The sequence below is a fragment of the Nodularia sp. LEGE 04288 genome, from assembly GCF_963896525.1.
In the GTDB taxonomy this organism is placed as follows: Bacteria; Cyanobacteriota; Cyanobacteriia; order Cyanobacteriales; family Nostocaceae; genus Nodularia.
Map to the genome: position 1 here is coordinate 1 of NZ_CAWQOY010000116.1, position 15404 is coordinate 15404.

The following is a 15404-nucleotide window of genomic DNA, read 5'->3' on the forward strand; positions in this document are numbered from 1 at the left end:
CTTCTCCCCTGCTCCCTGCTCCCCTGCTCCCTGCTCCCCTGCTCCCTGCTCCCTGCTCCCCCGCTCCTTCAATCCCCAGCATTCCAAGTCACAGAAAACCAGAGACTATTTACTCATGACTTATGACCTTGACCGCATCTACAATGGTTAGTCAATTTCCCTAATTCAGGGAACTTGCTATGTAAAATTCGTGTCATGACAAAACACTGAGCAACTTATGTAACCACAATGTCGAAAATAGCGCTAAACCAGAGGATAAAATTATCGTTGATGATAGTTACGCTCGGCATCACATCGGGAATTCATGCCGTAGCTGATGCTCAAGAAGCATCACCGATATTTGGAGACATCACGATCAACCAAAAATTTTCTCCAGATCCTTTGACCGTTCGAGGCATGAGTGGCGGCTCAGTAGCAGGAAACAAAGTGGCTGGGCGATCGGAAACACCCACTGGCCCATGTACCGGATTTGTCGGTGAAACCCCAGGACATACATTTAAATTAACAAGTGGATTTGAGTACCTGAAGCTACTGGTACAAAGTCCTCAAGACACCACCCTGATTGTCAAAGGCCCTGGCGGAACTTGGTGCAATGACGATTTTGATGGCAAAAATCCCGGCATAGTTGGGGAATGGCTACCAGGAGATTACCAAATTTGGGTGGGTTCATACGAAAAAGACAAGTATTTTCCTTATACGTTACAAATTACACAAGTTAATTAGCGATGCGATTGATCGCGTCTGGATCAGGAAAATGAGGGAGATGAGGGGATGAAAAAAACCAAATCTCCATTTCTCATTCAGAATTGATTAATTTTTCAGTGATGTAGAAACGCTGCAATGACCGTGAGATAGTTGTTGTGGCGATTTTATCTTTCTGTTCATCTCCTGGGTTGCTTCTCTTGGGGTGCAAAGTTGTATTAAAATTAAGTTAACTTTAATTAAGATACTTTTTGACATCGCCGTAATGCCCTAATGGCTCTATCGCGATTTAAGATCAAAGATCAAATTAAACAAAATGGCACACCTAATCTAGTCACAGGTGATTGCATCATCGATTTCTAGAAATGGTTAATTGTATTGGCATCTAGAGGCAAATTAAAATGAAATTCTCCTGGAGAGTCGCAGTACTCTGGACATTGCCTGCTTTGGTAATTGGCTTTTTCTTCTGGCAAGGGGCATTTGCTAGCGCTCCTGCTGACATGAGTAGAAATGCAGCCAATACCCGCATGACCTATGGCCGCTTTCTGGAATACTTGGACGCTAACCGTGTTACCAGTGTGGATCTGTATGAAGGTGGTAGAACGGCAATTGTTGAAGCAAACGATCAAGATATCGAAAATCGTGTGCAACGGTGGCGGGTGGATCTGCCGATTAATTCTCCTGAGTTAATTACCAAGCTCAAAGAAAAAAACATTAGTTTTGATGCCCACCCCATGCGTAATGATGGCGCTATCTGGGGACTGTTGGGGAATCTCATTTTTCCAATCTTATTGATTACTGGATTGTTCTTTTTGTTCCGTCGCTCTAGCAATATGCCCGGTGGCCCTGGTCAAGCGATGAACTTTGGCAAATCTAAGGCTCGTTTCCAAATGGAAGCCAAAACCGGAGTCAAATTTGACGACGTAGCAGGTATTGAAGAAGCTAAAGAAGAACTACAAGAAGTTGTTACCTTCCTCAAACAGCCAGAAAAGTTTACTGCTGTAGGCGCACGCATTCCTAAAGGTGTGTTGTTAATTGGTCCTCCAGGAACTGGTAAAACTTTACTAGCTAAGGCTATATCTGGGGAAGCTGGTGTTCCTTTCTTTAGTATTTCTGGTTCAGAATTTGTGGAAATGTTTGTGGGTGTGGGTGCATCCCGCGTCCGCGATTTGTTCAAGAAGGCTAAAGATAACGCTCCTTGTATCATCTTTATTGATGAAATCGATGCTGTGGGACGGCAAAGGGGTGCTGGTATTGGTGGCGGTAATGACGAAAGAGAGCAAACTCTCAACCAATTGCTCACCGAAATGGATGGCTTTGAAGGCAATACAGGGATTATTATTATTGCTGCCACCAACCGTCCTGATGTCCTAGACTCAGCATTGTTGCGTCCCGGTCGTTTTGACCGCCAAATCACTGTTGATGCACCTGATATTAAAGGGCGTTTGGAAGTCTTACAAGTTCACTCCCGGAATAAGAAACTTGACCCTACTGTATCTTTAGATGCGATCGCTCGTCGCACTCCTGGTTTCACTGGTGCTGATTTAGCTAACTTGCTCAACGAAGCCGCAATTCTCACCGCTAGAAGGCGCAAAGAAGCAATCACCATCCACGAAATTGATGATGCAGTGGATCGGGTAGTTGCGGGTATGGAAGGAACTCCATTGGTAGACAGCAAGAGCAAGCGCTTGATTGCTTACCATGAAGTCGGACACGCTTTAGTCGGGACTTTGTTAAAAGAACATGACCCCGTGCAGAAAGTGACTCTGATTCCACGCGGACAAGCACAGGGTTTAACTTGGTTTACTCCCAACGAAGAACAAGGATTAATTTCCCGTTCTCAACTCAAAGCTAGAATTACTGGTGCTTTGGGTGGACGCGCTGCTGAAGAAGTCGTCTTTGGCGCTGCGGAAGTCACAACTGGCGCGGGTGGAGACTTGCAGCAGTTATCAGGAATGGCTCGCCAAATGGTTACCCGCTTCGGGATGTCCGACTTAGGGCCGCTGTCACTGGAAAGCCAACAAGGTGAAGTATTCTTGGGTCGTGATTGGACAACCCGGTCTGAGTATTCGGAATCCATTGCAGCGCGAATTGATGCTCAAGTCCGCGAAATCGTGGAAAAATGCTACGACAACGCTAAACAAATTATGCGTGATCATCGTACTGTGTGCGATCGCTTAGTAGATTTGCTCATCGAAAAAGAAACCATTGACGGCGAAGAATTCCGCCAAATTGTGGCTGAGTACGCTGAAGTACCTGATAAAGCTCAGTTTGTACCACAACTGTAAGGTTTTGAATTGAATTTGAGATTAATGGGGATGGTTGATACCATCCCTATTTTTTTACTAACGATAAACACACGAAAACTCATCAAATAAAATGATTTATGAATGGAATTTTTTAAACGAACCGCAGAGACGCAGAGAGCGCAGAGGGGGAGAAAAGGAGGTGTTCATATCTTAAATTAACTAACCTCTTTTCTTAAACCAGCGCACAATTTTATCAGCACAATTATTAAAAAAATGTTCAGTCAGCGTATCTTCACCACCCCAGGCTGGAATTTTTGCCCCCAATCTCGTCAAAAAATCATAGACAATAAATTGAGCGAGTTTGCTTCTTTTTCCAGTCGCTGAATAAATCATCTGGCAAGGATAAGCTAAAGTCCCAAAAGTAGGAATTAAACCTACAATCAATGCTAACCAAGGGACTTCTTTACCTTCCCTGGCTTCTTGGATCATTCTCCAAGATGTGTAGATAGTCCTATATGCTGGACCGCCAACGGCTAACCAAATTATCACTACTATTTCATTAATAAATCCCGCAGAATATAATATTGGTAATATTAAAATTTCTAGAACTTTGAAAAATCCTTTAATGCTCAGATGAACCCCAAAATCAGTTAAATAAGCACTGGCATTTTCACTGGATAAACGTGTACAAAGATCATCAGCTTCTTCAGGTTTGAGTTGACCACGTTGTTGCCAAGCCAGAATTCTACTAGAGACGTAATCTCTAGCAATTTGTAATCTATAACGCTGAGAAAATATAAATTTTCCCAACTGCTTAACTAATTTTTTGTAATGAATGCTTTTTAATTTCCAAACTATTTTTAATGGCAGAGAAATTATCAGTAATTTAAAGCCTCTACTAATTATTTCACCTACCTCACGTATATACCAAATCAAAGGATATTCAGAAAACCATTTAGCCTGTTCTTCGGTGATATAACCTTTATGTAATTGATACTTAATGCTTCTATGAAACCTCCTCATTGATTTCCATTTTTTTTGATGATATTCGAGATGCTCAACCTGCTCTAATATTTCTAAATATTCTTCAATCCCTAGTTTGTCTTCTAACTTGACTTTTTCTTGAGATATATATTGTTTTAATTTCCTAATATCAACATCATCAAATAATGGGTTGCCATGTTTAAATGCCTTTGGTAAATAAAACGAAAAAAGGGTGAAAAAATTTATCGGAAATAATGCCGGAACACCAGACTCGCAATCTATAAAAACAAAAACATATTTTCCGTCTGTACGACTTTCTAATAAAAAATTATTTAAAGCGGTGGGACTACCTTTACCAGCCTGCCAAACCAGACCATCAAAGCCAGACTCAATCAGTCTTTTTTGCAAAGGTATCATAATAACGTGAACTAACTCATGTAACTCTTCACCTTGATTTTGGTTGAAAGGTTGGTGTAGTTCAACGTGTCTTCCTTGAATAAATTCTGTATCTAGTTGATAGGCTTGAAATTCTTCATTCCATCCCATCTCGAATGCGTCCGCAACCCTGAGTTGAGAATCAAACCAAAATTTAACCAGTTTCTTTAATATTTTGCGGCGATAGTAAGCACAGCTTAAAGCGTTTTTGTTCCAAACGTAAGGATTAGGAACGCCAAAGAAAAAATAATGAATTAAGTTGGCTATCTTGTCCTCAAAGAAGATTTTTCTAGCAATAGAACCTGCGGGTGTATTAACTAAAAAAACTTGTCCTGATCTACCTGCACCCAATAACTTTGACTGGGAAGGCTCTTTAATATCTACCATTTGAGGTTTTACAATAAATTTTGATCAACATCGCTCGCTGAGTAAGCACAAGTGTATATTATATGAAAGAATTATTGGGAGGAATCAATCGTCATGAACGTGATTGTGGCTAAGTGGACGATTGACGAATATCACAGCATGATTGACGCTGGTATTTTAGATGAGCGCAAGGTGGAATTGCTGGAAGGAGAAATTGTCGAAATGTCGCCAGAAGGAGAACCCCATGCTTATTGTAGTGATGAAGCTGGTGAATTTTTAGCAAAGTTGTTGAGTGATCGCGCTAAAATTCGTCATGCTAAACCCATTACCCTACCCAACGACTCGGAACCAGAACCTGATCTGGCAATTGTTCAACGTTTAGGACGGGAGTATCGAGAACATCATCCCTATCCAGAGAATATTTACTGGTTAATTGAGTATGCTAACTCTAGTTTAGAGAAAGATTTAGAGCTAAAAAGCAAAATCTACGCCGCAGCAGGTATTTTAGAATATTGGGTTGTAAATCTCAAAAAGTTACATTTAGTGGTGTTTAGAGACATCCTAGATGGAGAATATGCGACAAAACAAACCTTGTCTACAGGAAGAATTCAACCACTGGCATTTCCAGATATTTCTATTTCTGTGGAACAGATATGCGATCGCAATCAGTAAACAGTAAGCCTCAAGACTGATAATTGATTAGGACTTATGCACAAATTACGGAATAACTAACCACAGAGACGCAGAGAACACAGAGGAATGAGAGTTTGAGAGAGTTTTTGCGTCAATCCTGACTGATAACTGATAACTGATAACTGAACAGGGACGGTGTAAACCATCCCCATTGTTTATCGTTCCACTTCAGCTACTTCTTTGGGAACCCCAGCCGTTAACACTTCATAACCTGTAGGTGTCACCAAAACATCATCTTCAATGCGAATCCCAATCCCTACCCAGCGGGGGTCAGTTTCTGGTTGGTCTTCTGCTAATTTGGTATCTGGAACTATATAAAGTCCTGGTTCCACTGTCAACACTTGACCTGGTTGCAAAATCTGCGGTTTATCTTCACCGTGTTGGTAAACTCCCACATCGTGAACATCCAAACCTAACCAGTGACTGGTGCGGTGCATATAATAAGGTTTATATTTTTCTTCCTCAATTAACTTGTCAATTTCGCCTTTGAGGATGCCAAGTTCTACTAGTCCTTCAGTGATGACACGTACTGCTGCATCGTGAACGGCGTTAAAAGTATTACCGGGTTTGATTTGAGCGATCGCCTGTTTTTGAGCCTCTAAAACAATCTCATACAATGTTTTTTGCTCTGGTGTAAACTTACCACCTACGGGAAATGTCCGGGTAATATCAGAGTTGTAATAACCATAAGCACAACCAGCATCAATCAATAGCAATTCCTGATCCTGCATTTGTCGATGATTTTCGATGTAATGTAATACGCAGGCATTCACACCAGAAGCCACAATCGAAGGATAAGCTGGCCCCATCCCACCCCGTAGCCTAAAAATATGTTCTATTTCCGCCTGGATTTCGTACTCATAACGTCCGGGTGCGGTCACTTCCCTCGCGCGATTATGTGCTTCCACAGCAATTTTAGCCGCTTGGCGCATCAATTCTAATTCTGCTTCACTTTTCACCAATCTCATACTGCTGAGAATAGTTCCAGTATCTTCAATACCAGTTGGTCCCGTGCCACGCTTGGGATAAGTCCGCAGTAGACTTTGGTAATGTCCGAGGATGGTATCATTAAAACTGCGATCGCGTCCTAAATGATAGTAAATGCGATCAGATTTTTCCAAATATTGGGGCAACTTTTCATCTAGTTCAGCAATCGGGTAAGCTGCATCTGCACCATACATTTCCTTGGCTGCATCCACCCCGCAAAGGTAACCAGTCCAAACTTCCTTTTCTCGATCCTTCGGCTGGACAAACAACACAAACCGATGTTCTGCATGGTGTGGCGCTAAAACTGCGACTGCTTGCGGTTCATTAAACCCAGTTAGATAGAAAAAATCACTGTCCTGACGATAAGTGTATTCCACATCGTTGTGCATGACTGCCATTGGCGCACTGCGAAAAATCCCAGTACCATTACCAATTTTTGCCATTAAGCGATCGCGACGTTGCTGATATTCTGCTTGCATAAGTAATCAATTTGTAAGTTTTAGTATTATTCTACACTTTAGGCAGCTTTGTACTAGGAAAAGTTGTGTCTAATTTCCATTATCTTAGCCAATATTTATTTGATTACTAGCTTACACGCCAATCAACATCTGTGTTAAGCTCAATCGCCGGATTTTTTATGTAGTTAAAATAACAAGTTTTTCCAGAAAATGACCCGCTATTTAAATATATATTTTTCGTCATAATCCATCCAACAAATATCAATCTATTGTCTATAAATCATGATAATTTACTCAAAAATTAAAAACATAAACAAAAACTCTAAATGTATAAGAAGACTGACAATTATTAAAAATAAATGTTTATAAAGAAATATTGAAATCATAAAAAAAGTTTTTTAATTACAGAACTTAATTAAATAAAAAAGGTAAAACTTATATGACAACAAGTCATAAAAATACACTATGCCTACTTCTGGATTTGAGCAGACAATAAAGAATTCATTTGATGAATCTTTGGCAAAATCGGCGTTTTTATTATCTGAGTCTTCCCCAGAATTAAATACTACTTTACCCAGTAGTAGTAGCTCCTCCCAATTAAACAATACAGCCACAATCTCCAATTTATTTGGAGGCTCAAACCCCAACCCGAATCCTTACTTAACCAGTGCAGCGATAGTTCCTGATTTCAACGCTGATGGCAAAACAGACAAACTTTGGGTAAATGCTGAAACAGGTGAAATCATCGTTCGCCTGATGGATGGAACAAGGATTATCGAAGAAGCTTCCTTGGGTCAATATGACCTATCATCGATGTCTTATAACATTGCCGACTTCAACGGTGATGGCAAAACTGATTTCTTGTTGCGTAATCAAGCAACAGGTGAGAATCGGCTTGTACTAATGGATGGCACAAGAATAGCTAATACCGTGGCACTGGAAACAGTTGACCCCAATTGGACAGCTAGCATTGGCGATTTCAATGGCGATCGCAAGACCGATATTTTCTGGCATAATGCTCAAAGCGGTCAAAATGCTATCTGGACAATGGATGGCACTACAGTTATTGACGCAGCGGTTCTAGAAGTCACAGACGCATCATTTGCTCCCACTATTGTTGATTTCGACGGTAATGGTAAGAGTGATGTCTTCTGGCGCAATCAAACAACCGGTGAGAACAAAGTTTGGTTCATGGATGGTACGAACAAGACTGACTTCACGCTGCAATCGCAAGACGCAGGCTGGGACTTTACACTAGGTGATTTCAATGGTGACTTTAGAACTGATTTACTGTGGCGCAACAGTGAAACAGGTGAGAACAAGATTTGGACAATGAATGGTATTTTTGTCACTGAAGGTGCGCTAGCAACACGAGACTCATCCTGGACATCTTCTATTGGTGACTTCAATGGCGATGGTAAGACTGATATCTTCTGGAATAATCAGGTAACTGGTGAGAACACCGCCTGGTTAATGGATGGTACAGCAGTCAGTACTGAAGCTTTCCTACCAAGCATTGCTCCTGGTTTGACCCCATCATTGGGTGACTTCGATGGTAATGGCACAACTGATATCTACTGGCGTGATGGGCAAACAGGTGTAGATAGAATTTGGTCTATGAATGGCACAACAGCAACTGAGTCTTTTGTTGCTGAAGAAAATAGACTTAGCCCACAATGGTTCACTGCCTAAGACTAATTTTTGAATAGCAATAGTCTAAAATTATAGCGATTTCTAGTAGGGGCAATTCATGAATTGCCCCTATTTAATTACTATATCAAAGTTAATTTTTCCAGTGTCAAGCGTAGAATCAGAACTTTAAAATTTGTAGCTTAAAAGCTGAATCTCACTATTTTGCGGGAGATTACTAGAGCTAACAGTAATAGTATCAGTATTACCCCGACGTACTGTCATGCCCTGCATCAAGCCAAGAAATTCATCCACTGGCGAAATATCACATTTAGCCGCATCAGCAGCTTGTGTCCGGTAGTGAGTGGGAATCACCAATTTCGGATTTAACACCCTAGTGGCTTGCATGGCTTCTTGGGCATTATACGCTTTATCACTGCCTCCGACTGGGATTAATGCCACATCTGGACGACCCATGAGGATTCTTTGTTCAGTGGAAATAGGTGCAGCAGCGCCTCCTAAATGTAGGATATTAATTCCCCCTTGCTGCCAACTCCAAGCCGTATTGATGCCAAATTGCCTACCACCTTTGCGGTCATGGTCTATGGCAATTCCCTGCAACTTAATACCTTCAAACTCGTAAGCACCTGGTGCATATACAAGCTTGGGGTTTCCCGGTAGTCCATCTACCGCACCTTCATCTAGCAATTGACTGCTAATTAGGACTAAATCCGCCTCGACTTTTGGTGGACGATAACCAGCTGTACAGCCAACCGTCTGAAAAGGATTGACAAGAATTCTTATCCCGCCACCAGTAAATAGAAAGCAAGTATGACCCAACCACTTAACTGATAAACCGCTAGATTGCGCGTTAGCTTTCAGGTGGGAACCCAAATTAGTCACCAGCGCTGTGACTAACCCCGCCCCAGCATAGCCCATCAACTGTCGTCGTTTCATGAATTAATTACTCTCTCGACTGTAATTGTTCCAGAAAGTTGCGTAATAACTGCTTTCCGGAAGATGTTAAAACACTCTCTGGATGAAACTGGACTCCTTGAATGTGAGGATAGTTCCGGTGTCGCACTCCCATAATGGTGCCATCTTCAACCCAAGCGGTGATTTCTAATACTTCTGGGCAGGTTTCACGGTCAATAACTAGACTATGATATCTGGTTGCGACCATCGGATTTTCTAATCCCTGGAAAACACCTACTCCAGTGTGAGACACTTGGGAAGTTTTACCATGCATCAAATCTGTAGCCGAAACGATTTTACCACCAAATACTTGACCAATGCTTTGATGCCCCAAACACACACCCAAAATGGGTAAATTGTGACCTAGCTGTTTAATCAAATCTTGGGAGATACCGGCGTTTTCTGGACGACCAGGCCCAGGAGAAATGACTACAAGCTCTGGATTTAAGGCTCGAATTTCGTCTACTGTGATTTTGTCGTTACGAAAAACTTTTATATCTGATGCCACAGGGAACTCTGCTGCTAGTTCTCCTAAATACTGCACCAAGTTATATGTAAAACTATCATAATTATCAATGACTATAATCAAAGCCTATAACTCCTGGTTTCTATCACCCATACTATCTGTAGTCATTAATTATCGAACATTATCAGACATATAAACCGATGCCCAGGCAGAAGCCGACATCTACACAGTTTGTCCAGTTCTCAAATATTATCAGACAGGGTGGGATAACAAGCAAACCTAGAACTTTGACATAATTAAAATCACCAGAGGCGGCAGCAAGAGCGTACCCGCAACCAGTACAGCTACCAAGGCGGAGACAAGCACAGCACCAGCAGCGCAATCTTTGGCGATTTTGGCCAACTCATGATATGTCTGCTTCACTGTTAAGTCTACAAGGGACTCCACGGCTGTATTCAGTAATTCCAATGCCAACACTAAACCACTGGTGATCGCAATGACGGCAATTTCTACTGCTTGCAGATGCAAGAAAATGCTTAAGGCGATCGCCAAAGCACATACACTGAGGTGGATGCGAAAGTTGCGTTGAGTATGAAAACTGTAGCTGATTCCAGCCCAGGCATATTTAAAGCTAATCAATAAATTAGAAGCAACTTGCCAGGAAAATTCCCGTTCTTTCTTGACGAGGGTTGGTAGGCAATTTGGTGTTGATGGAGGCGAAACTTGTTGGGACATAAGCCTAAACATAGAAGAATAAAGTAATTACAGAGGAATCTCACTGATCTTACGATTTTTGATGATGCAATCCAGTTTGAGGCAAGTTTCTACACAAGTATTATAAACATTTACAGACATCAAGAATCTTTAATATTCTATGTCAATATCAATACTGATTGTCCTCAGCAATTCTACTTGCTGTTGGAGCATTTGCATCAACTGCTCTTCATCTGGATGATCCCAACCCAACAAATGCAGTAGCCCGTGAGCGGTTAACCAAGCTAACTCGGTTCGCAAACTATGCCCTTGCTGTTGAGCTTGACGTTGAGCCGTATTTACCGAAATTACAATATCACCTAGATACAAAGGCGCAGCCAGCATTTCCGGACTGTGAGGAAAATTTACCTCCAATGCCGCAAAAGACAAAACATCTGTGGGTTGATCTTGATGACGATATTGAGCATTCAATGACTGAATTTCCGCGTCATCGGTCAAACGCAGCCCTATTTCATAACTTGGCGCTGGCGGCAGATGAGGGTGTAGCGTTTCCAACCAGCCATGAAACCAGTCTGACCAAGTTTCCGGAGAAATTCGAGTATGGTTATCCCCACAATCTATCGCTGCTTTTGGGGACGATTCGTAAAACAAATCCTGCACATCTAATTCAACTTGCACCACCTATAAACTCTCCTCAAAGCTTTCGATTTTGGTTGGTTGTCAGTGAGTTAGATAAGCAAGACCCACGAAAACAGCTAAAAGCCCTATAGTGGTGAGTGCAAAATGCTTCATGGAAGTGCCTCCCTTACGCACCATGTTTCGCATAGCCAGTTTTACATAGCTAGGTTTGGGTTCTGTTGGTGAGTTGCTCATAATAATTTGGTCATAAAACTCTTCTACATATCAATGTAACAGTTTAGCTAGGCTTCCATTACCATTTTGCCTATTATGAAGGTTCAGGGGAAAGCAAGTGAAGCAGCCAGGATGTGTAAAGTTATTTCCAACTCCCCCTGCACCCTGTCCCCTGCACCCTGCCTCTTTACCCAGGAGTGGTTTCTACTAGCTGGTTTTCTTGGCGCAGATAGGCTTGAATAAACGCATCGAGGTCGCCATCCATGACATCCGATATCGCAGTTGTTTCGACACTTGTTCGCAAATCTTTGACCATTTGGTAAGGGTGAAACACATAGTTACGAATTTGGTTTCCCCAAGACGCTTCCACCATATCACCTCTAATTTCGGCGACTTCTTGGGCGCGTTGCTCTCTGGCAATTACAAGCAGTTTAGCCTTCAGGCGGGCGAGGGCTTTGTCTTTATTTTGCAGCTGAGAGCGTTCCTCTGTACAACGCACAGCCAGTCCAGTGGGTAGGTGAACAATTCGGACTGCTGTTTCTACTTTGTTGACATTCTGCCCACCTTTACCGCCAGCCCTGGATGTAGTAATTTCCAAATCCTTGTCGGGAATGTCTAGTTGTACCGAGTGGTCTATCTGCGGCATGATTTCCACGCCAGCAAAACTGGTTTGTCGCTTACCGTTAGCATTAAAAGGTGAAATGCGTACTAAGCGATGTGTGCCTGTTTCTGAGCGCAGATAACCATAAGCGTAGCGACCAGTAATTTCCAGTGTTGCTGATTTAATCCCAGCTTCATCACCCTCTGATTCTTCGGATAAACTGACTTTGTAACCGTGGGATTCTGCCCAACGGGTATACATCCGCATCAGCATAAAAGCCCAGTCTTGGGCATCTGTACCACCAGCACCAGCATTAATTGTCAACACTGCCCCTTCAGCATCATAGGGGCCAGAAAGTAACTGTTGTAATTCCCACTGGTCGAGTTCACGATTGAGCTTGGTGACTGTAGATTCTGCCTCTTGCAATAGTGCCTCGTCAGTTTCTAACTCCAATAGCTCAACAACGGCTTTGGTATCTTCCAGACTAGAACGCCACTGGTCATATTGCTGGAGGTGGGCTTTCAGGTCGTTAAGTTCTTGCAGCGTTTGTTGTGCTTGAGTTTGGTCGTCCCACAATTCTGGCTGTGCGGCTATTTGTTCTAAATCTTGAATTTTGGCAGTCAGTGCAGGTATGTCAAAGATAGTCCTGGGCTTTACCCAGACGACCGGACAATATTTCGATTTCGCGTTTGAGTTCTAATACTTCCATAGTCCTTGCTAAAGAAGGTCGATTAATTATTGTAGTATAAAATGCCTATTCTTTATCGTTTTACAAAAAACCGTGGTTGATTGAGAGTAACCACGGCGGACAATTAATGATTAATTTGGATTTTTTCTAGTGGTAAAAGCCATCAGATTTATGGGGTCAATCCGAATGGCACTAAGTTAAGCGCAAAGCTTTGATATAACTGGCTTTTGGGTGTGGGGAGTGTGGGAAGAGAGGGGAGTGTGGGAAGACGGGGAAGAGGAGCCGAACGTTCTCCCCACACCTCTCACACCTCCCACCCCTCCCACACCCTGCCCTGACGAGGGTTCGGCTTATCTTCGTGCCATTCGGGTCAATCCAAAATCCAAAATCCAAAATCTAAAATTATGTGACGCTTAATCACGACCACTCAGGGCAATTAGCAAGCGCAAGATAAATACAAACAGATTGACGTAGGTGAGGTACATCGACAAAGCCGCAGGTAAATACTGGTCATCTCTATAAGTCCGGGGCAAGATGTAGAAATCAACTACAGATACTCCCACAAACAGGAAAACCCCTAAACCGGAGATGCCGATTTCTAACCAACTGGGCGTATAAACACCAAACATGGCCAACGCAAATTGGGCAAGACAGACAATAACCAAGGCAATTACACCTAAGCTGATAGTTTTTGTCAAAGCCATGCCATCTTTTTCGGAAAGATTGGAACCAATTTGACGAGCGACAATAAAGGTAACGCCACAACCAAGGGCGGCTATACCAATGCCTTGAATGCCAACGCCTTGGGTTTGTAAGGCAACTAAGACTAAGCCACTGAGGGTGTATCCAGATAAGAGACTGTAGGTGGCTAGTAGAGGTAGTGCTAAACCTTTGTTACCTTTTTCGGCAACATTTCGGGCAACAAAGAACAGAATTAACTGCATAATCATTGCACCAATGAAGGTGGGAAAGAAAATACTGGGGTTGGTACGGATAACGCCCAGACCGCCATAGGTTCCCAAGGCAGTTAGCACAAGACCGCCACCGACAAAGGGTAGGGCATTGGCAATGACATTTGGTCCAATGAGGGTTTGAGTTTTAGCCTCACGAATTGCGTCACGAAAGTTGCTGGTATTGCTCATAAGTCGGTTTTTTGAAGATGTATATCTGGTTTATTTCCATTTTTACCCACTTTTGTGGCTAACAGCGAAACTTCAGGCTGATAAATGCAGGACTTACGCAAAAACTCTCTCAAACCCTTATTCCTCTGTGTCCTCTCTACGAGACGCTGCGCGAACTGCGTCTCTGTGGTATGCGCTACGCGCACGCTACGCGAACGTTATTCCGTAATTTGAGCGTAAGTCCTAAAATGTTGAGGGGGATGAAACAATTCAAAGTTCAAAACTGTTTCCTACGGGGATTTAAACCCTTTCCTTCTTTGTCCCCCCTATCACCCCCATTTCTAGATGCTATTTATGAGCATCACTTAGTATCAGGATATATTACATTTAAATAAAAATACGTATATCGGGACAGGTAAGCATTTCTCAGCATAAATAGCTAGCTGCTGTTGCCAAAATTCAACATTTTTTTGGGATCAATTATTAATTGAAAAAATAAAATAACTAACAACAGATAAAAACCTAAAAATCTCAGTAAAAATACTGATGACGTTAGTAGAAGTTTTTCTAATTTCAGTAAAACGACTATGGTTTATTCAGCCTTGACTAAGGAAAATAATGAGAGATTTGAAGGCAATATACGAAACTCCATTTTTTTGAGAAAAAGGAGTTATAAAAAAGGAATTTTTATATGGCAACCGGTGAATCCTCTATGCGAACTGATGGTATGGAGTTATTGCACTCATACCACCAAAATCCCTCTATTAAACTTCGTAATCAACTGGTACAGTTACACACGGGCTTAGTCAGAAAGATTGCTCATAAATTCAGTCATCAATGTCATGAACCTTATGAAGATTTAGAACAAATCGGTTATTTTGGTTTAATTAGGGCAATTGAACGCTTCGACCCTAGCCAAGGATACGCTTTTAGTTCCTTTGCAGTGCCATATATTCGAGGTGAGATGCTGCACTTTTTACGCGATCGCAGTAGTCTATTAAAAATCCCTCGTCGTTGGCAAGAACTGTACAACGACGGGCAAAAGGTTCGCAAAGAATTAGCAATTTCCTTGGGTCGCTCTCCCAGAGATGCAGAAATTGCTGAGAAATTGCAAGTTTCTGTACAAGAATGGCAAGAAACTAAGTTAGCGGCTCAAAATCGGATGCCTTTGAGTTTGGATGCTACGGCAGTCCATTATGTTGATTGCCAAATCACACTGGGTGAGGCGCTTCCTTGTCCTCGTTCTACTGTGCTTCAGCAACAATATGAAGAACGCCAACAACTGCAAGGGGCAATCAATATGTTAGAAGACAAGCCCCGGATGGCAGTAGAAATGGTGTTTTTAAGAGAACTTTCTCGCAAGGATGCGGCGAAAAATATTGGCACTAGTCCAATGACAGTTACGCGATATTTGCAAAAAGGCATTCAGGATCTAATTTGCTATTTACAACCACAAACAGTGCCAACAGGGTCTTAAAGTCTGT

At 42.2% G+C, this 15404-nt stretch carries 14 protein-coding genes; 5 read left to right on the forward strand and 9 right to left on the reverse strand.

The genetic code is table 11. From position 1 onward, the window contains the following. Nucleotides 1-228: 228 nt before the first annotated feature. Entirely contained in the window at nt 229-723 is a 495-nt protein-coding gene (locus tag AACX33_RS13945) for a hypothetical protein (RefSeq protein ID WP_193998781.1), read from the forward strand. Between the two features lie 380 nt (nt 724-1103). Next, nucleotides 1104-2990 (forward strand): ATP-dependent zinc metalloprotease FtsH2, encoded by a 1887-nt coding sequence (ftsH2, locus tag AACX33_RS13950; protein WP_193998782.1) that lies wholly within the window; start codon nt 1104-1106, stop codon nt 2988-2990. A gap of 180 nt (nt 2991-3170) precedes the next feature. On the opposite strand, the gene AACX33_RS13955 is transcribed toward ftsH2, so the two are convergent. Continuing rightward, on the reverse strand, nt 3171-4481 hold the full coding sequence (locus tag AACX33_RS13955) for a hypothetical protein (RefSeq protein ID WP_227788686.1): 1311 nt from the start codon (nt 4479-4481) through the stop codon (nt 3171-3173). A 369-nt stretch (nt 4482-4850) separates the two neighbouring features. Here AACX33_RS13955 and AACX33_RS13960 point away from each other — a divergent pair, with 369 nt between their 5' ends. Then, nucleotides 4851-5408 (forward strand): Uma2 family endonuclease, encoded by a 558-nt coding sequence (locus AACX33_RS13960; RefSeq protein WP_193998784.1) that lies wholly within the window; start codon nt 4851-4853, stop codon nt 5406-5408. 176 nt (nt 5409-5584) lie between these two features. Here the strand turns inward: AACX33_RS13960 and AACX33_RS13965 are convergent, their stop codons facing one another. Continuing rightward, nucleotides 5585-6895 (reverse strand): aminopeptidase P N-terminal domain-containing protein, encoded by a 1311-nt coding sequence (locus AACX33_RS13965; protein ID WP_193998785.1) that lies wholly within the window; start codon nt 6893-6895, stop codon nt 5585-5587. A 444-nt stretch (nt 6896-7339) separates the two neighbouring features. Here AACX33_RS13965 and AACX33_RS13970 point away from each other — a divergent pair, with 444 nt between their 5' ends. Further along, entirely contained in the window at nt 7340-8566 is a 1227-nt protein-coding gene (locus tag AACX33_RS13970) for an FG-GAP repeat domain-containing protein (protein WP_193998786.1), read from the forward strand. Nucleotides 8567-8692: 126 nt separating this feature from the next. Here AACX33_RS13970 and AACX33_RS13975 read toward each other — a convergent pair whose 3' ends face one another. The 7 genes from AACX33_RS13975 to AACX33_RS14005 form a co-directional block, all read right to left on the reverse strand. Further along, nucleotides 8693-9460 carry an MBL fold metallo-hydrolase gene (locus AACX33_RS13975; RefSeq protein WP_193998787.1) on the reverse strand — a complete coding sequence of 256 codons (768 nt, stop codon included), beginning with the start codon at nt 9458-9460 and terminating at the stop codon, nt 8693-8695. A gap of 7 nt (nt 9461-9467) precedes the next feature. Next, on the reverse strand, nt 9468-10067 hold the full coding sequence (locus tag AACX33_RS13980; protein ID WP_193998788.1) for an anthranilate synthase component II: 600 nt from the start codon (nt 10065-10067) through the stop codon (nt 9468-9470). A gap of 156 nt (nt 10068-10223) precedes the next feature. Continuing rightward, nucleotides 10224-10679 (reverse strand): diacylglycerol kinase family protein, encoded by a 456-nt coding sequence (locus AACX33_RS13985; RefSeq protein WP_193998789.1) that lies wholly within the window; start codon nt 10677-10679, stop codon nt 10224-10226. Between the two features lie 129 nt (nt 10680-10808). Further along, a complete protein-coding gene (ybeY, locus tag AACX33_RS13990; RefSeq protein ID WP_193999095.1) occupies nt 10809-11336 on the reverse strand; it encodes an rRNA maturation RNase YbeY in 528 nt (175 codons plus the stop codon). Between the two features lie 42 nt (nt 11337-11378). Continuing rightward, on the reverse strand, nt 11379-11531 hold the full coding sequence (locus tag AACX33_RS13995) for a DUF3285 domain-containing protein (protein ID WP_193998790.1): 153 nt from the start codon (nt 11529-11531) through the stop codon (nt 11379-11381). Between the two features lie 166 nt (nt 11532-11697). Beyond that, nucleotides 11698-12820, reverse strand: a protein-coding gene (prfB, locus tag AACX33_RS14000) for a peptide chain release factor 2 (protein WP_193998791.1) whose coding sequence is annotated in 2 segments (ribosomal slippage) — nt 11698-12747 and nt 12749-12820 — 1122 coding nt in all. Because the reading frame shifts where the segments join, the coding sequence is not laid out codon by codon here. 392 nt (nt 12821-13212) lie between these two features. Beyond that, nucleotides 13213-13941: a Bax inhibitor-1/YccA family protein gene (locus AACX33_RS14005; protein WP_193998792.1), complete on the reverse strand. Its 729-nt coding sequence runs from the start codon at nt 13939-13941 to the stop codon at nt 13213-13215. Between the two features lie 670 nt (nt 13942-14611). Between AACX33_RS14005 and AACX33_RS14010 the strand changes: the two genes are divergently transcribed. Further along, entirely contained in the window at nt 14612-15397 is a 786-nt protein-coding gene (locus tag AACX33_RS14010) for an RNA polymerase sigma factor SigF (protein WP_193998793.1), read from the forward strand. Nucleotides 15398-15404: the final 7 nt, after the last annotated feature.

Excerpts from the sequence above, each read along its gene's own strand:
- AACX33_RS13945 (WP_193998781.1), top strand. The coding sequence starts at position 229 with ATGTCGAAAATAGCGCTAAACCAGAGGATAAAATTATCGTTGATGATA.
- ftsH2 (WP_193998782.1), top strand. The coding sequence starts at position 1,104 with ATGAAATTCTCCTGGAGAGTCGCAGTACTCTGGACATTGCCTGCTTTG.
- AACX33_RS13955 (WP_227788686.1), bottom strand. The coding sequence starts at position 4,481 with ATGGGATGGAATGAAGAATTTCAAGCCTATCAACTAGATACAGAATTT.
- AACX33_RS13960 (WP_193998784.1), top strand. The coding sequence starts at position 4,851 with ATGAACGTGATTGTGGCTAAGTGGACGATTGACGAATATCACAGCATG.
- AACX33_RS13965 (WP_193998785.1), bottom strand. The coding sequence starts at position 6,895 with ATGCAAGCAGAATATCAGCAACGTCGCGATCGCTTAATGGCAAAAATT.
- AACX33_RS13970 (WP_193998786.1), top strand. The coding sequence starts at position 7,340 with ATGCCTACTTCTGGATTTGAGCAGACAATAAAGAATTCATTTGATGAA.
- AACX33_RS13975 (WP_193998787.1), bottom strand. The coding sequence starts at position 9,460 with ATGAAACGACGACAGTTGATGGGCTATGCTGGGGCGGGGTTAGTCACA.
- AACX33_RS13985 (WP_193998789.1), bottom strand. The coding sequence starts at position 10,679 with ATGTCCCAACAAGTTTCGCCTCCATCAACACCAAATTGCCTACCAACC.
- AACX33_RS13995 (WP_193998790.1), bottom strand. The coding sequence starts at position 11,531 with ATGAGCAACTCACCAACAGAACCCAAACCTAGCTATGTAAAACTGGCT.
- AACX33_RS14005 (WP_193998792.1), bottom strand. The coding sequence starts at position 13,941 with ATGAGCAATACCAGCAACTTTCGTGACGCAATTCGTGAGGCTAAAACT.
- AACX33_RS14010 (WP_193998793.1), top strand. The coding sequence starts at position 14,612 with ATGGCAACCGGTGAATCCTCTATGCGAACTGATGGTATGGAGTTATTG.